This window comes from Streptomyces sp. TLI_55 (assembly GCF_900206255.1).
Classification (GTDB): Bacteria; Actinomycetota; Actinomycetes; order Streptomycetales; family Streptomycetaceae; genus Streptomyces; species Streptomyces aquilus.
The window spans coordinates 5,312,371-5,333,418 of record NZ_OAOJ01000001.1; the positions used below are offsets into that span (position 1 = coordinate 5,312,371).

20 protein-coding genes are annotated in these 21,048 nt (G+C 70.4%); 12 read left to right on the top strand and 8 right to left on the bottom strand.

Features of this window, described 5'->3' with window-relative positions:
• Positions 1 to 1,056 carry a lysophospholipid acyltransferase family protein gene (locus tag CRP56_RS24450; RefSeq protein WP_097267347.1) on the top strand — a complete coding sequence of 352 codons (1,056 nt, stop codon included), beginning with the start codon at positions 1 to 3 and terminating at the stop codon, positions 1,054 to 1,056.
• A gap of 78 nt (positions 1,057 to 1,134) precedes the next feature.
• Here the strand turns inward: CRP56_RS24450 and CRP56_RS24455 are convergent, their stop codons facing one another.
• From CRP56_RS24455 to CRP56_RS24465, 3 genes are all read right to left on the bottom strand, one after another.
• Positions 1,135 to 2,370, bottom strand: a complete 1,236-nt coding sequence (locus tag CRP56_RS24455) for a DUF5667 domain-containing protein (protein ID WP_097267349.1) — start codon at positions 2,368 to 2,370, stop codon at positions 1,135 to 1,137.
• Between the two features lie 235 nt (positions 2,371 to 2,605).
• Positions 2,606 to 3,379: an ECF subfamily RNA polymerase sigma factor, BldN family gene (locus CRP56_RS24460; protein ID WP_097267351.1), complete on the bottom strand. Its 774-nt coding sequence runs from the start codon at positions 3,377 to 3,379 to the stop codon at positions 2,606 to 2,608.
• A gap of 367 nt (positions 3,380 to 3,746) precedes the next feature.
• Positions 3,747 to 4,667: an HAD family hydrolase gene (locus tag CRP56_RS24465; protein ID WP_097267353.1), complete on the bottom strand. Its 921-nt coding sequence runs from the start codon at positions 4,665 to 4,667 to the stop codon at positions 3,747 to 3,749.
• Positions 4,668 to 4,785: 118 nt separating this feature from the next.
• Here CRP56_RS24465 and CRP56_RS24470 point away from each other — a divergent pair, with 118 nt between their 5' ends.
• From CRP56_RS24470 to hemB, 7 genes are all read left to right on the top strand, one after another.
• Positions 4,786 to 5,070: a glutaredoxin family protein gene (locus CRP56_RS24470; protein WP_097267355.1), complete on the top strand. Its 285-nt coding sequence runs from the start codon at positions 4,786 to 4,788 to the stop codon at positions 5,068 to 5,070.
• Positions 5,071 to 5,305: 235 nt separating this feature from the next.
• Positions 5,306 to 6,073, top strand: coding sequence for a redox-sensing transcriptional repressor Rex (locus CRP56_RS24475; RefSeq protein ID WP_097267357.1), 768 nt, complete (start codon positions 5,306 to 5,308; stop codon positions 6,071 to 6,073).
• Positions 6,070 to 7,806 (top strand): glutamyl-tRNA reductase, encoded by a 1,737-nt coding sequence (locus CRP56_RS24480; RefSeq protein WP_097267359.1) that lies wholly within the window; start codon positions 6,070 to 6,072, stop codon positions 7,804 to 7,806. Before CRP56_RS24475 ends, CRP56_RS24480 begins: the two co-directional genes overlap by 4 nt.
• Complete coding sequence (gene hemC / locus CRP56_RS24485) at positions 7,803 to 8,762, top strand: hydroxymethylbilane synthase (protein ID WP_097267361.1); 960 nt, start codon at positions 7,803 to 7,805, stop codon at positions 8,760 to 8,762. The genes CRP56_RS24480 and hemC overlap by 4 nt, the downstream gene beginning before the upstream one ends.
• Positions 8,759 to 10,465: a uroporphyrinogen-III synthase gene (locus CRP56_RS24490; protein ID WP_097267364.1), complete on the top strand. Its 1,707-nt coding sequence runs from the start codon at positions 8,759 to 8,761 to the stop codon at positions 10,463 to 10,465. Before hemC ends, CRP56_RS24490 begins: the two co-directional genes overlap by 4 nt.
• Before the next feature lie 306 nt (positions 10,466 to 10,771).
• Positions 10,772 to 10,912, top strand: coding sequence for a hypothetical protein (locus CRP56_RS47700; protein WP_179851109.1), 141 nt, complete (start codon positions 10,772 to 10,774; stop codon positions 10,910 to 10,912).
• 61 nt (positions 10,913 to 10,973) lie between these two features.
• Positions 10,974 to 11,978 (top strand): porphobilinogen synthase, encoded by a 1,005-nt coding sequence (hemB, locus tag CRP56_RS24495; RefSeq protein ID WP_097267366.1) that lies wholly within the window; start codon positions 10,974 to 10,976, stop codon positions 11,976 to 11,978.
• Here hemB and CRP56_RS24500 read toward each other — a convergent pair.
• Complete coding sequence (locus CRP56_RS24500; RefSeq protein WP_097267368.1) at positions 11,972 to 12,679, bottom strand: DUF4232 domain-containing protein; 708 nt, start codon at positions 12,677 to 12,679, stop codon at positions 11,972 to 11,974. The genes hemB and CRP56_RS24500 overlap by 7 nt on opposite strands.
• A 175-nt stretch (positions 12,680 to 12,854) precedes the next feature.
• On the opposite strand from CRP56_RS24500, the gene CRP56_RS24505 reads away from it, so the two are divergent.
• Positions 12,855 to 14,141 carry a helix-turn-helix domain-containing protein gene (locus tag CRP56_RS24505; RefSeq protein ID WP_097267370.1) on the top strand — a complete coding sequence of 429 codons (1,287 nt, stop codon included), beginning with the start codon at positions 12,855 to 12,857 and terminating at the stop codon, positions 14,139 to 14,141.
• Here CRP56_RS24505 and CRP56_RS24510 read toward each other — a convergent pair.
• The gene (locus tag CRP56_RS24510; protein ID WP_097267372.1) at positions 14,087 to 14,281 is read right to left on the bottom strand and encodes a hypothetical protein; all 195 of its coding nucleotides are present in this window, start codon (positions 14,279 to 14,281) and stop codon (positions 14,087 to 14,089) included. The genes CRP56_RS24505 and CRP56_RS24510 overlap by 55 nt on opposite strands.
• 213 nt (positions 14,282 to 14,494) lie before the next feature.
• Between CRP56_RS24510 and CRP56_RS24515 the strand changes: the two genes are divergently transcribed.
• Positions 14,495 to 15,703 (top strand): aminotransferase-like domain-containing protein, encoded by a 1,209-nt coding sequence (locus CRP56_RS24515; RefSeq protein WP_097267374.1) that lies wholly within the window; start codon positions 14,495 to 14,497, stop codon positions 15,701 to 15,703.
• Here the strand turns inward: CRP56_RS24515 and CRP56_RS24520 are convergent.
• Complete coding sequence (locus CRP56_RS24520) at positions 15,700 to 15,945, bottom strand: DUF397 domain-containing protein (protein WP_097267376.1); 246 nt, start codon at positions 15,943 to 15,945, stop codon at positions 15,700 to 15,702. The two genes, CRP56_RS24515 and CRP56_RS24520, sit on opposite strands and share 4 nt — an antisense overlap.
• Positions 15,942 to 16,769, bottom strand: a complete 828-nt coding sequence (locus CRP56_RS24525) for a helix-turn-helix domain-containing protein (RefSeq protein ID WP_097267378.1) — start codon at positions 16,767 to 16,769, stop codon at positions 15,942 to 15,944. The genes CRP56_RS24520 and CRP56_RS24525 overlap by 4 nt, the downstream gene beginning before the upstream one ends.
• Positions 16,770 to 16,882: 113 nt before the next feature.
• Between CRP56_RS24525 and CRP56_RS24530 the strand changes: the two genes are divergently transcribed.
• The gene (locus CRP56_RS24530; protein WP_097274415.1) at positions 16,883 to 17,302 is read left to right on the top strand and encodes an ATP-binding protein; all 420 of its coding nucleotides are present in this window, start codon (positions 16,883 to 16,885) and stop codon (positions 17,300 to 17,302) included.
• Between the two features lie 7 nt (positions 17,303 to 17,309).
• On the opposite strand, the gene argS is transcribed toward CRP56_RS24530, so the two are convergent.
• Positions 17,310 to 19,067, bottom strand: a complete 1,758-nt coding sequence (gene argS / locus CRP56_RS24535) for an arginine--tRNA ligase (RefSeq protein ID WP_097267380.1) — start codon at positions 19,065 to 19,067, stop codon at positions 17,310 to 17,312.
• 246 nt (positions 19,068 to 19,313) lie between these two features.
• Here argS and lysS point away from each other — a divergent pair, with 246 nt between their 5' ends.
• Positions 19,314 to 21,044 (top strand): lysine--tRNA ligase, encoded by a 1,731-nt coding sequence (lysS, locus tag CRP56_RS24540; protein WP_097267382.1) that lies wholly within the window; start codon positions 19,314 to 19,316, stop codon positions 21,042 to 21,044.
• The last annotated feature ends 4 nt before the right edge of the window (positions 21,045 to 21,048 follow it).

The window sequence follows — 21,048 nt, forward strand, 5'->3', positions numbered from 1 at the left end:
ATGGCGGACGCCAAGGTCATTCCGTTCGACGACGACAGGTCCCGCGGGGCTGCCGTGCAGCGGCCGTCGCGGCGCCGCGGCGCGGGGAGCCGACGCAAGGAATCGTCGCTGGTCCGTGAGGTCCGTGAGGTTCAACCCCTGCCCGGCATGGCGTCGGCGCAGGATGATGTCCCTGTGACGCGTGAGGAACAGCCGCCGGCCGGGCCGCAGGACGAGGGTGGAATCGAGCGGCGTATCGCCGGCGGGCTGTCGTTCCTGCGCCGCCGGCTCACCGGGGACTACGACGTCGACGACTTCGGCTACGACGAGGAGCTCACCGACCAGGTCCTGATGTCCCTGCTGCGGCCGGTGTACGAGAAGTACTTCCGGGTCGAGGTGAAGGGCGTCGAGAACATCCCGGCGGACGGCGGTGCGCTGATCGTCGCCAACCACTCCGGGACGCTGCCGCTGGACGGCCTGATGATGCAGGTCGCGGTCCACGACAACCACCCGGCGGGCCGGCATCTGCGCCTCCTCGCCGCGGACCTGGTCTTCATGCTGCCGGTGGTCAACGAGCTGGCCCGCAAGCTCGGTCACACGCTGGCCTGCGCGGAGGACGCGGAACGGCTCCTCGGCCAGGGCGAGTTGGTCGGGGTGATGCCGGAGGGCTTCAAGGGCATCGGCAAGCCGTTCAGCGAGCGCTACAAGCTCCAGCGCTTCGGCCGCGGCGGTTTCGTCTCGACGGCCCTGCGCCAGGGCGCCCCGATCATCCCGTGCTCGATCGTGGGCGCGGAGGAGATCTACCCGATGATCGGCAACGCCAAGACCCTGGCGCGCCTCCTCGGCTTCCCGTACTTCCCGCTGACGCCGACCTTCCCCTGGCTCGGCCCGCTCGGCGCGATCCCGCTGCCGACGAAGTGGACGATCCAGTTCGGCGAGCCGATCCACACGGACGGCTATCCGCCGGAGGCGGCGGAGGACCCGATGCTGATGTTCAACCTCACGGACCAGGTACGCGAACAGATCCAGCACACGCTCTACAAGCTGCTGGTGCAGCGCCGGTCGGTGTTCTTCTAGCAGTGGCCCAGTAGTTGGCGGTACGACGATGGGGGCGCCCTTCCCAAGGAGGGCGCCCCCATCGTCGTACCGCCGTTTCTAGCTGGCGTCTTCTCCGTTGATGCCCAGGCCGGGCAGGAGGCCCGGGAGGAGGGGCGGGAGGGTGACGTCCGGTTCGGTGGACGGGGTGGTCGTCGGCGTGGAGGTGCCGGTGCCGGTCTCCGGGGGGTCCAGGAGGCCGCCGGTGTTGCCGCCGAGCAGGCCGTCGTCGCTGCCGGAGGAGGCGGAGTGGCTGGGGCTGCCGGAGTCGGTGCCCGAGCTGTCCGAGGTGCCGTTGCCCTTGCTCGGGGCGGCGGAGCGGTCGGAGCCGGAGGTGCCCTTGGACGCCGTACCGGAACCGCCCTGCCTGCTGCTCGCGCCGCCGTCCTGGGCCGGGGGCTGGGGGAGCAGGGACTGGAGCGGGGCGACCTCTTCGTCTATGGCGTCGAACACCGACGACACCTGCTGACTGACATCGCCCAGCTGGACGGGGAGGCGGTCGCGGAGCGCGCCCCAGACCTCGCGGTGCGAGCGCGAGAAGGAGGAGAGGGCCTGGATGGGGCCGAGGGAGTCCGGGTCGCGTTCATACGCCTCGTGCAGCAGGCGGTGGCCTTCGGTCGCGTCGTGCTGCATGCCGGACAGGGCGCGGCGGATCTCGCCCAGCGACTCGTGGTCCAACTGGCCGCCGCGGTCGCGGTCCATCAGCCGGCGGGCCTCGTTGAGCCGGGTGGAGGCCTGGTCGAGGTAGGCCACGCCGCGCTCGTCGTCCCCGTCGGACAGGTAGTTGAGCTTGAAGTCCTCGATGCCGCGCTTGAGGCCGTAGAGCGAGTCGCCCGGGAGGGCGTCCGAGCTGGCCGCTGCGACTCCGCCGAAGGCTCCCGCGGCGACCCCGACGCTGAGCCCGCCGGCGGCGAGTCCCTTGGTGAGCCGGGAACGCGGTCGCAGTTTGCCCAGTCCGGTCGCCCGGTGGGCGCCCCGCGCACGATGCGAGCGCTGCTCGGGCACCGAACGCTCGCCTGCCTCGCCTCCGACGGTGCCCTCTTGGAGCATGGCCTCGAACGCTGCCACCAGCTGGGCCCGCTGGACGACCTTGACCTCGGGATCCAGCGTCGGCCTCGGCAGCTCGCCGAGACATTCCGCGAGGGCCAGCATGCGGCCCTGCTCGGTCTGTTCGACGGCGGCCGCATCGGGCGCCGGTCCTTCGGCCTCTTGGGCCGCCGTGCCCCGGTCGGACTGGTCCTCCAGGGCCTGGGCGAAGGCGTTCGCCCGCCGGTGCGCCGATACGTTCGCGATCACTGGCGGCACCTCCTCTCGTCATGACGGTCGACTCCCCAGGGGGTCCTGAGGGTTGCACGCCCTGACCACATGCACACGATCGAGTGATCGATGTCGGCCAGGGAGTGACCACAGGGAGCCTGCATCCCGCACAACGAGCGGCGCGGCACTTGGGTTACGGACTGCGGATGATCGGATCGCGAAGTCAACGGACTTTAACCGACCGTGAGTTGAGAGTCGCTCAGAGTGCCCGGTGTCAGCGGGCGTCTTCCGGCAGAAGCCGGGCGAGGGTGCGGACGGCCCGGTACTGGAGGGTCTTGATCGCGCCCTCGTTCTTGCCCATCACGCGCGCGGTCTCGGCGACGGACAGGCCCTGGAGGAAGCGGAGCGTCACGCACTCCTGCTGCTGCGGGTTGAGGCGGCGGACCGCGTCCAGGAGCGCGGCGTTGGAGAGGGACTCCAGGACAGAGTCCTCCGGGGAGCGCTCCACCTCGTTGGCGTCGAGCATCTCGCCGGTGGTCACCTCCAGGCGGAAGCGGCTCGACTTGAAGTGGTCAGCGACGAGGTTGCGGGCGATGGTCACCAGCCAGGCGCCGAAGTCGCGGCCCTGCCAGGTGAAGGTGCCGATCCTTCTGAGCGCCCGCAGGAACGTCTCGCTGGTGAGGTCCTCGGCGGTCGCCTTTCCGCCGACGCGGTAGTAGATGTACCGGTAGACGGTGTCGCTGTACTGGTCGTAGAGCCGTCCGAACGCGTCGGCCTCGCCCGCTTGGGCGCGCTCCACGAGATCCATCATCCGGGCGCTGTCGCTGTCCGCCGCGGGACGGCGGGCGGTGGTGGCGGCGCCGGCCGAGCGTCCCCTTCTGCCGACGGCCGCGCTGCTCTCGGCCAGTGCGTAGCACGGGCCGGTTGGTGCGGTGGCTACGGCAAGGGCGGGGACGGCGTACGCGGTGGGGACGAAGCGCATGAGGTTGTTGACCGTCGCGCGCAGCGTAGCCAGGCCCGAGGCGTCAACCCCGACGTGTGAGTACACGGGACTCCCAGAGGCAGAGCTTCCATCACGTGCAGTGCGGGACCGTTCACCCGTCGTAGCGACGGAGGGGTACCGGATTGCGTCTGAGGAGAATAACGCTTCGTGCAGGCACTGCTACACCCAGTTGCTCTATTCATCGATTACGTCGCTTCTGTAACCGATTGGTGCCCTCTCAAGTGCCGCAGGGTGACCGGTTGTTGATCGATTTGGATCGAGTTTCGGTCAGGAGCGGGGCGTGTTGTGGCCGTGTGCCGACAAGAGGACTGGGTGAGGGGGGTGGGGGGTATTGGTTGTGTTTTGAGTGCGGGCGCGTGGGGGCTGGTCGCGCAGTTCCCCGCGCCCCTGAAGACAAAAAGGCAAAGGCCTCTTACCGGCGGCGGCGATGCAACGCGATCGCGGCTGCAGTGCCTCCAGCTACCGCCCCTACTCCCGCCGCCGCCGGAATGCCCACCTTCGCGGCCTTCCTTCCGGTGCGGTAATCGCGCAAACGCCAGTCGAGTTGGCGGGCGTGCTTGCGCAGCTTGGTGTCCGGGTTGATCGCGTAGGGGTGGCCGACCAGGGAGAGCATGGGGATGTCGTTGTGGCTGTCGCTGTAGGCGGCGCAGCGGGAGAGGTCCAGGCCCTCCGCGGCGGCCAACGCGCGTACCGCCTCCGCCTTCGCGGGGCCGTGCAGGGGTTCGCCGACGAGCTTGCCGGTGTAGACGCCGTCCACCGACTCCGCGACCGTGCCGAGCGCGCCGGTCAGGCCGAGGCGGCGGGCGATCACCTGGGCGATCTCCACGGGGGCCGCGGTGACGAGCCACACCTTCTGGCCCGCGTCCAGGTGGGCCTGGGCGAGGGCGCGGGTGCCCGGCCAGATGCGCTCGGCCATGTACTCGTCGTAGATCTCCTCGCCGATGGACATCAGCTCGGAGACGCGGTGGCCCTGGACGATGGAGAGGGCCGAGTCGCGGGCCTCCTGCATGTGTTCGGGGTCCTCGAAGCCGGCCAGCCTGAACCAGGCCTGCTGCCAGGCGAACTTGGCGAGGTCGCGGGTCTCGAAGAACTTCCGCTTGTACAGGCCCCGGCCGAAGTGGAAGAGCGAGGCGCCCTGCATCACCGTGTTGTCGAGGTCGAAGAAGGCGGCGGCCTTGTCGTCGCCGGACACCGGGAACTCCGGTTCCGGTGTTGAGGTCTCCTCGACCTCCTGTGACGACTTGCGCGCGGCCTCCGCCGAGGCCTCGCCTGCCAACACGCTCCGCGCCGTGGCGGAGCGCCTACGGGGAGTGAGCCATCCGAGAGCGGCCATGGCGTGAGCATAGCCAGTCTGTTCGTTGGTTCCGGAGTCGAGAGGTTTGGAGGGTGTGAACTCTCCGCGACTCCATCGTTAAAGGACTGCTCGCGGGCGAGTCGAGGGGAGCGGGACAATGGCTCGTATGAGTCCCCTCTTCCGCCGGAAGCCGCCGGCGCCCCAGGACAGGCTGGTCACTCTCATCCGCAAGCCGGGCTGCCATCTGTGTGATGACGCACAGCTCGTGGTGGAGAAGGTGTGCGGCGAGCTCGGTGTGCCGTGGGAGCAGAAGGACATCTCCACAGATCAGACGCTGCACGACGAGTACTGGGAGCAGATTCCCGTCGTACTCGTCGACGGTGAACAGCACACGTTCTGGCGGGTGAACGAAGATCGGCTGCGCAGGGCACTGACCGAGTAGTCCAAACGATCCGCAAACTCGCTTAGGATCGTTGGCGGCTTGGCCTTGGGGGTGGGATTCGTGAGGAGAGTGACCTGTTTTGCCCCCGAGACTGCAGTGCGTGACCCCGGTCACGTTGGCCGGGCAAATCGGACACCATCTTTGTGCACGCGTTCACAAAGACATAGCCTGCATTCGACGGGGCGGTCTAGGTACGTGTGACCGCCTGCAGCCCCGCTCTACCCGCAGGAGCACCGTGGCAACTGGCCGAACTCACCGACCGGCGACCCGTAGCCGAGGGATTCCCGAGGCCACCGTCGCCCGGCTTCCGCTGTACCTCCGCGCGCTGACCGCACTGTCGGAGCGCTCGGTGCCCACGGTCTCCTCCGAGGAGCTCGCGGCCGCGGCGGGGGTCAACTCCGCGAAGCTGCGCAAGGATTTCTCTTACCTGGGTTCTTACGGAACGCGTGGTGTCGGGTACGACGTCGAGTATCTCGTCTACCAGATCTCGCGTGAGCTCGGGCTCACCCAGGACTGGCCGGTTGTGATCGTCGGTATCGGAAATCTGGGCGCCGCCCTCGCCAACTACGGCGGGTTCGCGTCCAGGGGGTTCCGGGTCGCCGCCCTCATCGACGCCGACCCGGCCATGACCGGACGGCAGGTCGCCGGGATCGCCGTGCAGCACAGCGACGGCCTGGAGAAGATCATCTCCGACAACGGCGTCTCCATCGGCGTGATCACCACCCCGCCGGGCGTCGCCCAGCAGGTCTGCGACCGGCTCGTCGCCGCCGGTGTCACCTCCATCCTGAACTTCGCGCCGACCGTGCTGTCCGTTCCGGACGGGGTAGACGTGCGCAAGGTGGATCTGTCGATCGAACTCCAGATCCTCGCCTTCCACGAGCAGCGCAAGGCCGGTGAGGAGGCCGCCGCCGGGACCGACGGGGGCGCTCCGGCCGTCGCCGCGCGCAGCGAGTCCGCCGACCAGGGGCCTGACGGGGACGTACCCGCCGTGATGCCGGCATGAGTCTCCTCGTCGTAGGGCTGAGCCATCGCAGCGCCCCGGTCAGCGTGCTGGAGCGGGTGGCGCTGAACGCCGACGCCCAGATCAAGCTGCTCCAGGACACGGTCGCCGCGGAGCCGGCCGCCGAGGCCGCGGTGCTCGCGACCTGCAACCGCATCGAGCTGTACGCCGACGTCGACAAGTTCCACGCCGGTGTCGCCGAGCTGTCCACGCTGCTCGCCCAGCACAGCGGGGTGGGCCTTGAGGAGCTCACTCCCTATCTCTACGTGCACTACGAGGACCGGGCCGTTCACCATCTGTTCTCGGTGGCGTGCGGGCTCGACTCCATGGTCGTGGGGGAAGGGCAGATCCTCGGGCAGATCAAGGACTCGCTGGCCAAGGCGCAGGATCTGCACACCGCCGGGCGGCTGCTCAACGATCTTTTCCAGCAGGCCCTCCGGGTCGGCAAGCGGGCGCACTCCGAGACCGGGATCGACCGGGCGGGGCAGTCGCTGGTGACCTTCGGCCTTGAGCAGCTCGCCGCGGGTGCCTCCGGCGGTGAGGTCGCGGAGTGGGCGCACGGGAAGAAGGCGCTGGTCATCGGGGCCGGGTCGATGTCCTCGCTGGCCGCGGCGACGCTGGTGCGGGCCGGGGTGGCGGAGGTGGTCATCGCCAACCGGACCGCGGAGCGGGCCGATCGGCTGGCCGAGATTCTCAATGACGGGGCTTCCTCCGACTCCGGTGACGGGGACGTGGTGGCTCGGGCGGTACCGATGGACGCGGTGTCGGGCGAGCTGACACGTGCCGATGTTGTGGTGTCTTGTACGGGCGCGACCGGGCTGGTGCTCACTGGTGAGGCCGTTTCGGGTGCTGTTCGTGGGCGGGTGCCCGTGGCAGGGGCTGAGGCCGAGGGGGTCGCGCGGCCCGGCGCTGTCGGGGTGCCGCCTGCGCCCACCCGTGCCGCCCAAGCGGCACGACTGCCCGCAGGTTCCGCTGAGGACGACAGTTGTCCCCTGGAACTGAACACCCCCGGTTTCTCCGTGCTCGGGGAAGCCGCTGTCGCCGGGATGGCCGCCGCCGAGCTTGAGCAGCATGCCGCCTGGGTCGACAACGCGCCGCGGCCGCAGGGCACCGGGTCCGTCGTCGACGAGGCGGAGGCCATCGCCGCGCTCGCCGCCGCCGCGGCCGCCGGGGGGCGGATTCCCGAGCGGCGCCGGCCCGAGCCCCTCGCCGCGGGGCCGGAGCCCGTGCTCTTCCTGCTCGACCTCGCCATGCCCCGTGACATCGACGCCGCCGCGCACCGGATCGCCGGGGTGCGGCTCGTCGACATCGAGTCGTTGGCGGAGGCTTCCGCCGACGCGCCCATGGCCGCCGACGTGGACCAGGTGCGGCGGATCGTCGCCGACGAGGTGGCTGCGTTCGGGGCCGCGCTGCGGGCCGCGCACATCACGCCCACCGTCGTCGCGCTGCGCACCATGGCCGCCGAGGTCGTGGCGATGGAGATGGCCCGGCTGGAGGGACGCCTCCCGGGGCTCGACGACAAGCAGCGCGGTGAGATCACGCAGACCGTGAAGCGCGTGGTGGACAAGCTGCTGCACGCTCCGACCGTACGGGTCAAGCAGCTCGCGGCCGAGCCCGGCGGTGCCGGGTACGCGGACGCGCTGCGGACTCTGTTCGACCTCGACCAGGAGACGGTCGCCGCCGTGTCCCGCGCCGAGCACAGCAACACCGATGAGGAAGACCGAGGGCCGGCATGAGTGAGAAGGCGCTACGGCTCGGGACCAGGCGGAGCAAGCTCGCCATGGCCCAGTCCGGGCAGGTGGCGGACGCCGTGAGCCAGGTGACCGGGCGGCCCGTCGAGCTCGTCGAGATCACCACGTATGGGGATGTGAGCAGGGAGCAGCTCGCGCAGATCGGTGGCACGGGTGTGTTCGTCACCGCGCTGCGGGAGGCGCTGCTCAAGGGTGAGGTGGACTTCGCCGTCCACTCCCTCAAGGACCTGCCGACCGGCCAGCCCGAGGAGCTCGCGCTCGCCGCGATCCCGCAGCGCGAGGACCCGCGGGACGTCATCGTCGCCCGGGACGCGCTGAAGTTCACCGACCTGCCCCGCGGGGCCCGGATCGGTACCGGCTCGCCGCGGCGCATGGCCCAGCTGAACGCGTATGCGCGGGCCCACGGCCTCGACATCGAGACCGTCGCGATCCGCGGGAACGTGGACACGCGCATCCGATACGTCCACGACGGTGAGCTGGACGCGGTGGTGCTGGCCGCGGCCGGCCTGAACCGCATCGGGCGCATCGAAGAGGTGACCGACTTCCTGTCGGTCGACACGGTTTTGCCCGCTCCCGGCCAGGGAGCACTGGCGATCGAATGCGCCGCGGACCACGCGGACCTGATCGCCGCGCTCGGTGAGCTCGACGACCCGTTCACGCGGGTCGCCGTGACTGCCGAGCGGTCGCTGCTCGCCGCCCTGGAGGCCGGTTGCAGCGCCCCTGTGGGCGCGCTGGCCGACCTGCTGGCCGACGGGCACGTTGTCAAGGAAATGCGCCTGCGGGGGATAGTCGGTACCACCGACGGCTCCCGTACGGTGCAGCTGTCCACCACCGGTCCCGTGCCCGAGACATACGACCAGGCAATGGCGCTCGGCCGTGAACTCGCCGCCGAGATGCTTGCCCAGGGCGCGGCCGGTCTGATGGGGGAGCGAGCACAGTGAGCCCCACCGCCCTTCCTGCCGCCGGTCCTGAGCACGGGCACGTCACCTTCCTGGGTGCCGGACCCGGGGATCCGGGACTACTGACTCTGCGCGCCGTGGAGGCGCTGGCGAGCGCGGACGTCCTCGTCGCCGAGCACGAGGTGCTCGACGTCGTACGCGTCCACGCCCGTTCGGGCGTCGCCGTCGTGAACACCGAACCAGGGTCCTCGTCGGACCCGGCCCCGGGCACAGGCGCGCCTCAGCTGACGGTTGTTGACGGCTCGTCAGCAACCGCGGGTGTCCCCGCCGTGCGGGATGCCGCACATCTTGTCATGGAGGCCGCGCGGGGCGGCAGGCGGGTCGTGCGTGCGGTGTCCGGGGACCCCGGGCTCGACGCGTACGCCGCCGAGGAGATGCTGGCGTGCGCCCGCGCCGGGGTGCCTTTCGAGGTGGTTCCCGGTGTCGCGGCCGCGGTCGGCGTGCCCGCCTACGCCGGTGTGCCGCTGCGCGACGCCGAGGGCGCGGACGTGCGGTTCGTGGACGCCCGGACCGCCTCCGACCGGTGCTGGACGGAGGTGGGGGCCTCGGACGGCACGGTCGTCGTGTCGACGACCCTCGACTCGGTCGCGGCGGCGGCCGGCGAGCTGGTGGCCGCGGGCCGCAAGCCGGACACCCCGATGACGGTCACGGTCGCCGGTACGACCACGCGCCAGCGCACCTGGACGGCGACCCTGGGCACCATCGCCCAGACGTTCAAGCAGGCCAAGGTGCTGCCCTCGCCGGAGGGCGGCAGGCCGGTGATAGCCGTGGTCGGTGAGCGTTCCGCCGCCGCCCAGCGCGACCAGCTGTCGTGGTTCGAGAACAAGCCCCTGTTCGGGTGGCGGGTCCTCGTGCCGCGTACGAAGGAGCAGGCGGCCTCGCTCTCCGACCAGCTGCGCTCCTACGGCGCCGTGCCGCACGAGGTGCCGACGATCGCCGTCGAGCCGCCGCGCACGCCCCAGCAGATGGAGCGGGCCGTGAAGGGCCTGGTGACCGGCCGCTACGAGTGGATCGCCTTCACCTCCGTCAACGCGGTCAAGGCCGTACGCGAGAAGTTCGAGGAGTACGGGCTCGACGCCCGGGCCTTCGCGGGCATCAAGGTGGCCGCGGTGGGCGAGCAGACCGCGAAGGCGCTCATCGCCTTCGGTGTGAAGCCTGATCTGGTGCCGAGCGGTGAGCAGTCCGCGGCGGGCCTCCTTGAGGACTGGCCGCCGTACGACCCGGTCTTCGACCCGATCGACCGGGTGTTCCTCCCCCGTGCCGACATCGCCACCGAGACCCTGGTGGCCGGGCTCATCGAGCTCGGGTGGGAGGTCGACGACGTCACCGCCTACCGGACCGTGCGCGCCTCGCCGCCGCCGGCGGAGACGCGGGAGGCGATCAAGGGCGGTGGCTTCGACGCCGTTCTCTTCACGTCGTCGTCGACCGTGCGGAACCTGGTGGGGATCGCCGGCAAGCCGCACAACGTGACCGTGATCGCGTGTATCGGGCCGGCGACGGCGAAGACGGCCGAGGAGCACGGGCTGCGGGTGGACGTGATGGCTCCGGAGCCGTCCGTGCACAAGCTCGCGGAGGCGCTGGCCGACTTCGGGCTGAAGCGGCGGGCGGCGGCGGTCGAGGCCGGGGATCCGGTGACGCGGCCGAGCGAGCGGCGGCCGGGGGCGCGGCGGCGGCGTACGACGTGATGTGACCGTTCCGGTGAGGGTGGCGCCCGTGTCGGCCGCCCTCACCGCGGGCGGCGCGACGAGCATCCGTACCACCTACCGCCTGGGCCTCGGGCAGTACCCGACGACCGCCGTGAAGGTGGCGACGTTCACCGGCAGCGGCGGCTTCGCCGTCCGTCGACGATCGGCGCCAAGACGGCTCCGGTCAAGGTCGGCAAGGCGATCAACGGCTTCTACACCGTTGACCGGGTCACCAAGGACCGCCTGGCGACCTGGTCGGGCAGCGGCTATGCCCTCAACGACGTCCGCCGGCCCACGAAGGCGACCGTGTTCGCCGCCGACGCCGTCGGGCTCGGGGTGCCGAGGGGCTTCGGCAGCACGCTGTACGTCGTCTACGACCCGTACCAGTTCGCCCAGTCCAGGGGCGCCAAGCCGACCGTCCTGGCCTGGCGGCACTCCTCCTCGTGAGACGCCGGTGCCCGACGAGGCGTCGGTAAAGGCAGGGTGCGGCCGGGCGTAGCTTAGAGGTATGTCGAAGTACGGATCGTTTCCTGGCAGCCGGCCGCGGCGGTTGCGGACCTCGCCCGTGATGCGGCGGATGGTCGCCGAGACTCGGCTGCACCCCGCCGACTTCATCCTTCCCGCCTTCGTGCGGGAGGGCGTGAGCGAGCCGGTGCCGATCGCCGCCATGCCGGGCGTGGTGCAGCACACTCGGGACAGCCTCAAGAAGGCCGCTGCCGAGGCCGTCGCCGCCGGGGTCTCCGGGATCATGCTCTTCGGGGTGCCCGAGGAGAGCAAGAAGGACGCCGTGGGGACCGCGGGGACCGATCCCGACGGGATCCTGCAGGTCGCCCTTCGGGACGTCCGGGCCGAGGTCGGCGACGACCTGCTGGTGATGTCCGACGTCTGCCTCGACGAGACGACCGATCACGGGCACTGCGGCGTCCTCGACAGCGAAGGGCGCGTCGACAACGACGCCACCCTGGAGCGCTACGCCGAGATGGCCCAGGTGCAGGCCGACGCCGGCGCCCATGTCGTCGGGCCCAGCGGCATGATGGACGGGCAGATCGGGGTCATCCGCGACGCCCTCGACCAGATCGGCCGGGAGGATGTCGCCATCCTCGCCTACACCGTCAAGTACGCGTCCGCGTTCTACGGGCCGTTCCGCGAGGCCGTCGGCTCCTCGCTCAAGGGTGACCGCAAGACCTACCAGCAGGACTCCGCCAACGTCGGGGACGCGCTGCGGGAGCTGGCCCTCGATCTGGAGGAGGGGGCCGACATGGTGATGGTCAAGCCGGCCGGGCCCTACCTCGACATCCTGGCCCGGGTCGCCGACGCCGTGGACCTTCCCGTCGCCGCCTACCAGATCTCCGGCGAGTACTCGATGGTCGAGGCCGCGGCGGAGAAGGGGTGGATCGACCGGGAGCGGGCGATCCTGGAGACCCTGACCGGCATCAAGCGGGCCGGGGCCCGGAACATCCTCACCTACTGGGCCGTCGAGGCGGCCCAGATGATCAGCGACGGCCGTCAGTAGGACAGGGCGTCGTCCGCCGTCGTCTGCCAGTACGTCGGCGTCAGGGTGCTGTCGTAGTACACGCCCTTCGCGGGGAGCGCCGGGATCGCCGACGCTCCCCCGTCGCTGTTCGGGGTGCCCGCCTGGAACATCACCGTCAGCTTCCGGCCCGTCGTACCGCCGTCACCGCTGCCGTCGGCGGCCGACAGCAGCACGCCCGCGTAACCGGACTCACCGGGGTTCAGGGTGACGACCGCCTGCGGGTGCGAGGCCTCGACCGGGCGGGGCGCCCACTGCATCCCGTCGAAGCGCAGCACCGGGTAGTAGGTGAGGTTGCAGGGCTTCGAGCCGGTGTTCTTGACCGTCAGGAGCATGTGGTTGAGGGGGCGGGAGACCGGCTGGGCGGTGGTCGTGGTGTTGGAGCCGTTGCAGAAGGCGTAGGCGGTGGGGTTGTCCTCCTTCGCGGAGTCCTTCGCGGAGTCCTTCGCGGAGGAGGGGGCCGTCGAGGGCTTCGTGGTGTTGTCGCTCGCGGGGGTGGCGGCCGGCTTCTCGGTCTTCGGCTTCTCGGCCGCAGGCTTGTCCGTGGTCGATGCCGTCGCGGATGCGGTCGGCTTTGCCGCTCCCTCGTCCGTCGTGCCCGTTCCGTCATTGCACGCGGTCAGTGCGAGGGTGGCGAGCGTGAGGCCGGCGGCGGCGAGCAGGTGGTGGCGAACGGTACGCATGGCAAGTTCCCTTTCGGAAGCGCTGGTTGGGATGATCAGAGCTTGTGGGGTGCCTCGTCCCGGCCGCCAGCGCCGCCGGACCATACGGGACGCTGGAACGCCCACAGGTGCTTTGACCTGCTAGAACACCCCGTTCCTGGAACGCCGGAACGGGACGACATGGGGGTGGAGAACGGTGACCGACGGCTCCGGCGCGGATGCGTTCGCCGAGTTTCTGCGGGAGTTGAAGGACCGCTCCGGGCTCAGTTACGGGGTGCTCGCCAAGCGGCTTCACATGAGTACGTCGACGCTGCACCGCTACTGCAACGGCGATGCCGTACCGGCGGACTACGCGCCCGTCGAGCGGCTCGCGCGGCTGTGCAAGGCCACGCCGGAGGAGCTCGTCGAGCTGCATCGGCGGTGGGTGCTGGCGGATGCGGGGCGGGGGAAGAAGGGGGCGGCTGTGCTGCCTGCGGCTCCTACGGCTCCTACGGCTCCTGCGGAGGCTGCGGCTCCTGCGGAGGCTGCGGCTCCTGCGGAGGCTGCCGAGGTCAGGGATGCCCCCGCGGTCGAGGCGCCCCGGCGCAGTCGTCGTCGTACCGCTCTCGTCGCCGCCATCGCCGTGGCCGGTGTGCTCGGTGCCGTCGGGCTCGCCCTGGGGCTGCCCTCGGGCGGGGACGGCGACCGGGGTGAGCGGCCCGCCGGGTCCGTGTCCGTGGCCGGGGATGACGACCGGGCGGGGGAGAGCACGGCAGCGTCACCCTCGCCGTCGAAGAGCTCGCCGTCCGCCTCACCCACGGCCACCGCGAAGGGGAAGGAGGCCGGCAGGGAGGTGAGCGCCAGTCCGTCGGCCGACTCCGGCGCCTCCGCCGCTGTTCCGCTGACCGTGTCCGCCGCCCCGTACTCCTGGGAGAGCCCCTGCTCCCAGCGCTATCTCATCGACAAGCCGCCGAGCCAGGTGCCCCCGCCGCCGCTCGAGCAGGACGCGGCGGCGTGGGTGGCGGCGACGGGGGCGGTGTCGTCCGGGGAGCAGTACGTGACGCTCACCGTGCAGGGCACCGGCGAGGAGACGGTGGTCGTCAAGGATCTGACCGTGCACATGGCCGGCAAGCGGTCGCCGGTCGCCTGGAACGACTACGCCATGGGGTATCCGGGTGTCGGCTGCGGCGGCAATGTGCCGACCCGGTCCTTCACCGTCGCCCTCGACGCGACGCGGCCCGCGGTCGTGCCCGAGGCGGGGCACCGGGACTTCCCGTTCAAGGTGAGCGAGTCGGACCCCGAGGTCTACTACATCCGGGCCGACGCCTCCGCGTACGACGTGAGCTGGTACCTGGAGCTGGACTGGGCCAGCGGTTCGCGCAGCGGCACGCTGCGGATCGACGACGCGGGCAAGCCGTTCCGGACCAGTGGCAACAACGGGCGGCCCGCCTACGAGTTCCCGCTCGGCGGGGAGGCGTGGGAGGCGGGTGACGGGTCGTCGTAGGACAGGGAGGTCGAGGACGACGGCCCCTCGTCGCGCAGGCCCTCGCCGTCCTCGCACGCCGTGAGCGTGAACACGGCGACTACGACCGTCAGCGCGGCGAGCAGCCGGGCGGGGCGGGCGGTGGGTGCGGACCTGGGCATGGCACGGGCCTCTCAGGTGGGGAGTTCGGCGGGTCCAGCCTGCGCGGTGGTGATCGGCGAGCGCCAGAGCCGGCCTGGGGATTCGGGACGCGAGCGCGGTGGGACGGCCGCTGACCTGCGCGTTCGGGGCGTCCCAGGCGGGCGTTCCGGGACGCGGGACCGGATCGTGGAAAGCTACTTGTAGAGGGCAGGTAATTGTCTAGGGTGCTCCGCATGACCCTTACGAGCGCGCCCGCAGACGTCTCCGCCCCCGTGCCCCCGCTCGCCGCGCGGGCCCGGTCGATCGGTGGTTCTCCGGTACGGGACATCCTCGCCGTCACCGCACGGCCCGAGGTCATCAACTTCGCGGGCGGGCTCCCGGCGCCCGAACTCTTCGACGCCGAAGGCGTCGCGGCGGCCTTCCGGGCCGTACTGGAAGAGGCGCCCGCGCAATCGCTCCAGTACTCCACCACCGAGGGCGAGCCGACGCTACGGGCCGCGCTCGCCGCGCGGATGTCGGTGCGCGGGCTGCCCACGACCGCCGACGACGTCCTGATCACCACCGGCTCCCAGCAGGCCCTGTCCCTGCTCGCGACCGCGCTCGTCGAACCCGGCGACACCGTCCTGGTCGAAGAGCCCTGCTATCTGGCGGCACTTCAGGTGTTCGGCTTCGCCGGGGCACGGGTCCTCGGGGTGCCCGGGGACGCCGACGGCCCCGACCCGGAGGCGCTCGCCGAACTCGTCGTACGGGAACGGCCGAAGCTGCTCTACACCGTCCCCACCTTCCAGAACCCCACCGGCCGTACCGTCCCCGCGGAGCGGCGGGCCGAGGTCGCCGCCGTCGCGGCCCGGCACGGGCTGTGGATCATCGAGGACGACCCGTACGGCGAGCTGCGGTTCGAGGGGGAGCGGGTGCCATGGATCGCCGCGCAGGCGGAAGCGGCGGACCGTACCGTCCTCCTCGGGTCCTTCTCCAAGGTCATGGCCCCGGGGCTGCGGCTCGGCTGGCTGCGGGCGCCCGCGGCGGTGCGGCGCGCCTGTGTGGTCGCCAAGCAGGCCGCCGACCTGCACACCCCGACCGTCAACCAGCTCGCCGCCGCACGGTACTTGGCGGACCGGGACCTCGACGCCCACGTGGCGCGGGTCGCGGCCGTCTACGGCGAGCGGCGGGACGCGATGCTCGCGGGGCTCTCCGAGGTGCTGCCGGAGGGGGCGAGCTGGCAGCGGCCGGAGGGCGGGATGTTCCTGTGGGTGCGGTTGCCTTCGGCGTACGACACGACGGCGCTGTTGCCCGAGGTCGTACGGCATGACGTCGCCTATGTGCCGGGTGCGCCCTTCTACGCCGGCACCCCGGACCGGGCCACGCTGCGGCTCTGCTTCGTGACGGAGACGCCGGAGCGGATCGGGGAGGGGCTGCGGCGGTTGGGCGCGGGGCTGTTTTAGCGGAGGGAGGCGGTGAAGGCGGCCCAGGTGGTGGGGGTGAGGTGGAGGGTGGGGGCGTCTTCTGCCGGGTTCTTGGAGTCGCGGATGTGGACGGTGTGGGGGGTGGTGGCGACTTCGAGGCAGGCGCCGCCTTCGCTGCTGCTGTAGCTCGACTTGAACCACTCGTAGGCGACCTCAAGGCACTGGCCGCCCTCATCTCCGCTGTAGGTCGACTTGAACCACTGAAGTGCTTCGGTGCTCATTGCTCTCCTAGCAGGCGGTCGAGCAGGCTCTTCGAGTCCTGAGGGGTCAGGGCCTGTGTCCGCAGCATCGCATACTTGCGTGCCAGCCTGGACACCTCATCTGCGTCGGAAACCCATTGGCTGCCGCCTTGCGACTCGGTATAGGCGAGGTGTTGGTGGTCGGGGGTTTCGAGGAGGGTGAAGGGGCCGTTCAACCCGGCGTGGGAGGGACTGTCGAGAGGCAGGAACTGCAAGGACATGCAGGGGAGTTCCGCCACCGCCCGCAGATGCCGGAGCTGATCGAGGCGTGTCGCCGAGCCGCCGATCATCATGTGCAGCGCCGGTTCCCAGACGACGAAGCTCAGCGTCGGTGGGCTCTTGCGGTTCAGGATCTCCTGGCGTTCCAAGCGACCTGCGGTCTTGGTCTCGATCTCGTCCTCGTCGTACACCGGAACTCGCTCTCGCAGCACCGCTTCTGCGTAGGCCCGCGTCTGGAGCAGCCCAGGAAGCACCGCGTTGTCGTACCAGGACAGCGCGATCGCCTCCCGCTCATGCTCCATGTACAGCTCGGCCCACATCGGGAACTGGTCGATCTCGGGGAGGTTGGCCACGCCCGCCGACAGCATCCCCTTGGTCTCCAGGATCTCGTCCAACAGGCCCGCCAGATCCGGCTTCAGGGCTCGCCGACCCTGTTCGATCGACGCGATCGTCTCCTCGTCCAGCCCGACGAGCGTGCCCAGCGCACTCTGCGTGTAGCCCGCTGCCCGGCGCGCCGCGCCGAGTTGCTTGCCCAGCATCTTCATAGAGGTCAGATTCTTCGGCCGCGGCGGCTTCTTCGCGCTCATGCTGGTCTCAATCCCCCAGGGCCCACGTACGTCACCGGGTAGGAGCCCGTACAAAAAATCTGTACGAGTTCACCGAGTGATCCACGGTAGTGACTCTGCGCGACATTCGTCCCGTGAACGAGGAAAGCCAACTCCCCTACCAGCGCGATCAGTTCTACGCCCGGGACCGCCGATCCGTGCCCGCTGCCAGGAGGTTGGTCCAGGGGGCCCTGATCTACTGGGGGCTCGGCGACTGGGAGCGGGGCGAGGACGTGTCGCTGTGTGTGAGCGAGCTCGCGACCAACGCCCTGCTGCACGGGGCGCCGCCGGGGCGGGGGTTCCTGCTACGGGTGCGGTACGACGGTGCCGTCCTGCGGGTCGAGGTGCACGACAGCGGCGGCGGTGAGCCGGGCGTGCCGGACCATGCCGACGAGGGCGGGCGCGGGCTCTTTCTCGTGGCCGCGCTCGCCGACAAGTGGGGGGTGGGACAGCGAGACCCCGGCAAGGTGGTGTGGTGCGAGTTCGTCCACCCTGCCGGGGTCCTGCTCAACTAGCGCCGGGTCAGAGGCGTTCGGGCGTCCGGATGCCCAGGAGGGCCATGCCCTGGTGGAGGGTGCGGGCGGTCAGGTCGCAGAGGAAGAGGCGGTTCTCCTTCTGCTCCTCCGTGTCCGCCTTCAGCACCGGGCACTTGTCGTAGAACGTCGTGTACAGCGACGCCAGCTGGTACAGGTACGCGGCCAGCTTGTGCGGGGCGTACTCCGCCGCCGCCTCGAAGACCGTGTCGCCGAACGCGTCCAGGTGCAGGCCCAACGACCGCTCCGCCGCGTGCAGTTCGAGCTCCGGGTGCGCGGCGGGGGCCACGGCCTCCGCCTTGCGCAGGATCGACTGGATACGGGCGTACGCGTACTGGATGTACACCGACGTGTCGCCGTTCAGCGACACCATCTGGTCCAGGTCGAACTTGTAGTCCCGGTTCGCCGACGTCGACAGGTCCGCGTACTTCACGGCACCGATGCCGACCTGCGCGGCCCGCTCCTGGATCTCGGCCTCGCTGAGATCCAGCGCCTTCTCCCGGACGACCTCGGCGGCCCGCTGCACCGCCTCGTCCAGCAGGTCCTCCAGCCGTACCGTCTCGCCCTCACGCGTCTTGAACGGCTTGCCGTCCGCGCCCAGCACCGTGCCGTAGGCCATGTTGTGCGCGGTGACCTCGTCGGTCAGCCAGCCTGCCCGGCGGGCCGCCTCGAAGACCATCTTGAAGTGCAGCGACTGGCGGACGTCCACGACGTAGAGCAGCGCGGTCGCGTGCAGGTCGACGACGCGGTTGCGGATCGCGGTCAGGTCGGAGGCCGCGTAACCGAAGCCGCCGTCCGCCTTCTGCACGATCAGCGGGACCGGCTTGTCGTCCTTGCCGCGGATCTCGTCGAAGAAGACCACGAGGGCTCCTTCGGAGCGGACCGCTACGCCCATCTCCTCCAGGAGGCGGGCGGTCTCCGGCATGCCGTCGTTGTACGCCGACTCGCCGACGATCTCGTCGTCCCGGATCTCCATGTCGAGCTTCTCGAAGACGGAGTAGAAGTAGACCTTCGACTCGTCCACGAACCGCTGCCAGAGGTCGAGGGTCTCCTTGTCGCCCGACTGGAGCGCCACGACCCGCTTCCGCGCCCGCTCCTTGAAGGCTTCGTCGGAGTCGAAGACCGCGCGCGAGGCCTTGTAGACCCGGTTCAGGTTCGACATGGCCTGCTCGCCGTCCGTGTCGGTCTCCGCGGACAGTTCGTCCGGGTTCTCGATCAGGTACTGGATGAGCATGCCGAACTGGGTGCCCCAGTCGCCGATGTGGTGCCGGCCGATCGTCTGCTCGCCGGTGAAGTCGAGCATGCCGCGCAGGGCGTCGCCGATCACCGCGGAGCGCAGGTGGCCGACGTGCATCTCCTTGGCCACGTTCGGCTGGGCGTAGTCGATGACCGTGATGCCGGGCTTGTCCTTGAGGGGGACGCCGAGACGGTCGCCGTCGGCGGCGCGGGCGGCGAGGGTCTCGGTGATCGCCTTGTCGGAGATCGTGATGTTCAGGAAGCCGGGGCCGGAGACCTCGACGTCCTTGATCACGTCGCCGGTGGTGATGTGGGCGACGACGTCCGTGGCCAGGTCGCGGGGGTTCGCCTTGTTCTTCTTGGCGAGGGCGAGGATGCCGTTGGCCTGGTAGTCGGCCCGGTCGCTGCGTCGGAGCAGGGGGTCGACGTCGGTGGTCTCCGGCAGGGTGGCGGAGATGGCGGACGTGAGCTGCTGTGCGACGGAGGCGCTGAGGGGCTTGACCGGGGCCATGGGGTGGGAGCCGTTCTCCTCGGGGTTGCTTAGACGGAGTCAGTATCCCACGGGGGGTAAAAGGGTTTTCGCGGCTGCGGGCCGGTGGGGGCTGGTCGCGCAGTTCCCCGCGCCCCTGGAGGCGGCTGCGCCGCCTTCGGGCGCGTCCGCGAAAAGGCGTTTTCGCGCTTGCCGATGGAGCTGGGACAATGGCAACGCCAGCCGTAGACCGTACCGGCTGCTTCAGGAGAAAGAAGGACGTGCCCCGTGGCTCAGAGCACCGAGACCACCGACTGGGTCTCCCGTTTCGCGGATGAGGTCATCGAGGAGTCGGAGCGTCGGGCCCCGGGCAAACCGGTCGTCGTAGCGTCCGGGCTGTCACCCTCGGGGCCGATCCACCTGGGGAACCTGCGTGAGGTCATGACCCCGCATCTGGTCGCCGACGAGATCCGCCGCCGTGGTCACCAGGTGCGGCACCTGATCTCCTGGGACGACTACGACCGGTACCGCAAGGTGCCGGCCGGTATCGCCGGGGTCGACGAGTCCTGGGCCGCGCACATCGGCAAGCCGCTGACCTCGGTCCCGGCGCCCGCCGGCTCGTCGTACCCGAACTGGGCGGAGCACTTCAAGGCCGCCATGGTCGAGGCGCTCGCCGCGCTGGGCGTGGAGTTCGACGGGATCAGCCAGACCGCGCAGTACACCGCGGGCGTGTACCGCGAGCAGATCCTGCACGCCATGAGGCACCGCGCCGACATCGACGCCATCCTCGCCCAGTACCGGACGAAGAAGGCCCCGGCCAAGCAGCAGCAGAAGCCGCTCGACGAGGCCGAGCTGGAGGCCGCCGAGGGGTCCGGCGCGGCCGGTGAGGACGACGGGTCCTCCGGGTCGGCCGGGTACTTCCCGTACAAGCCGTTCTGCGGCAACTGCGAGAAGGACCTGACGACGGTCACCTCGTACGACGACGACACCACCGAGCTGTCGTACACCTGCAACGAGTGCGGCTTCGCCGAGACCGTGCGGCTCAACGAGTTCAACCGCGGCAAGCTGGTCTGGAAGGTCGACTGGCCGATGCGGTGGGCGTACGAGGGGGTCGTCTTCGAGCCGAGCGGCGTCGACCACTCGTCCCCGGGGTCGAGCTTCCAGGTCGGCGGGCAGATCGTCGGGATCTTCGGGGGCAAGCAGCCCATCGGGCCGATGTACGCGTTCGTGGGGATCTCCGGGATGGCGAAGATGTCGTCGTCGCGGGGCGGGGTCCCGACGCCCGGTGACGCGCTCCAGATCATGGAACCGCAGATCCTGCGCTGGCTGTACGCCCGCCGTCGTCCCAACCAGTCCTTCAAGATCGCCTTCGACCAGGAGATCCAGCGGCTCTACGACGAGTGGGACAAGCTGGACGCCAAGGTCGCGGACGGGTCCGCGCTTCCGGCCGACGTCGCCGCGCACTCGCGTGCGGTGCGTACGGCGGGCGGGGAGCTGCCGCGGACGCCGCGTCCGCTGCCGTACCGGACCCTTGCCTCCGTCGCCGACATCACCGCCGGGCACGAGGACCAGGCGCTGCGCATCCTGAGCGAGCTGGACCCGACGCACCCGCTGACGTCCCTGGACGAGGCCCGTCCGCGGTACGACAAGGCCGAGGCCTGGATCAACACGCACGTCCCCGCCGACCAGCGGACCATCGTGCGCGAGGAGCCGGACGCCGAGCTGCTGAAGTCGCTCGACGAGCCGTCCCGGGAGTCCCTGCGGCTGCTGCTGGAGGGACTTGAGGCGAACTGGTCGCTGGACGGCCTGACGCACCTCGTCTACGGCGTGCCGAAGGTGCAGGCCGGGTTCTCCGCCGACGCCACGCCCAAGGAGCTGCCGCCGGAGATCAAGACGGCCCAGCGGACGTTCTTCGCGCTGCTGTACCAGCTGCTGGTCGGCCGCGACACCGGCCCACGGCTGCCCACGCTGCTGCTGGCGGTGGGACAGGAGCGGGTGCGGAGCCTGCTCGGCGAGTAGGCGG

Bases quoted from the DNA above. Each gene is read 5' to 3' on its own strand.
- CRP56_RS24480 (WP_097267359.1), top strand. From the start codon at position 6,070: ATGAGTCTCCTCGTCGTAGGGCTGAGCCATCGCAGCGCCCCGGTCAGC.
- CRP56_RS24520 (WP_097267376.1), bottom strand. From the start codon at position 15,945: ATGAGCACCGAAGCACTTCAGTGGTTCAAGTCGACCTACAGCGGAGAT.
- CRP56_RS24510 (WP_097267372.1), bottom strand. From the start codon at position 14,281: ATGCCCAGGTCCGCACCCACCGCCCGCCCCGCCCGGCTGCTCGCCGCG.
- CRP56_RS24465 (WP_097267353.1), bottom strand. From the start codon at position 4,667: ATGGCCGCTCTCGGATGGCTCACTCCCCGTAGGCGCTCCGCCACGGCG.
- CRP56_RS24525 (WP_097267378.1), bottom strand. From the start codon at position 16,769: ATGAGCGCGAAGAAGCCGCCGCGGCCGAAGAATCTGACCTCTATGAAG.
- hemC (WP_097267361.1), top strand. From the start codon at position 7,803: ATGAGTGAGAAGGCGCTACGGCTCGGGACCAGGCGGAGCAAGCTCGCC.
- argS (WP_097267380.1), bottom strand. From the start codon at position 19,067: ATGGCCCCGGTCAAGCCCCTCAGCGCCTCCGTCGCACAGCAGCTCACG.
- hemB (WP_097267366.1), top strand. From the start codon at position 10,974: ATGTCGAAGTACGGATCGTTTCCTGGCAGCCGGCCGCGGCGGTTGCGG.
- CRP56_RS24470 (WP_097267355.1), top strand. From the start codon at position 4,786: ATGGCTCGTATGAGTCCCCTCTTCCGCCGGAAGCCGCCGGCGCCCCAG.
- CRP56_RS24500 (WP_097267368.1), bottom strand. From the start codon at position 12,679: ATGCGTACCGTTCGCCACCACCTGCTCGCCGCCGCCGGCCTCACGCTC.
- CRP56_RS24515 (WP_097267374.1), top strand. From the start codon at position 14,495: ATGACCCTTACGAGCGCGCCCGCAGACGTCTCCGCCCCCGTGCCCCCG.
- CRP56_RS24450 (WP_097267347.1), top strand. From the start codon at position 1: ATGGCGGACGCCAAGGTCATTCCGTTCGACGACGACAGGTCCCGCGGG.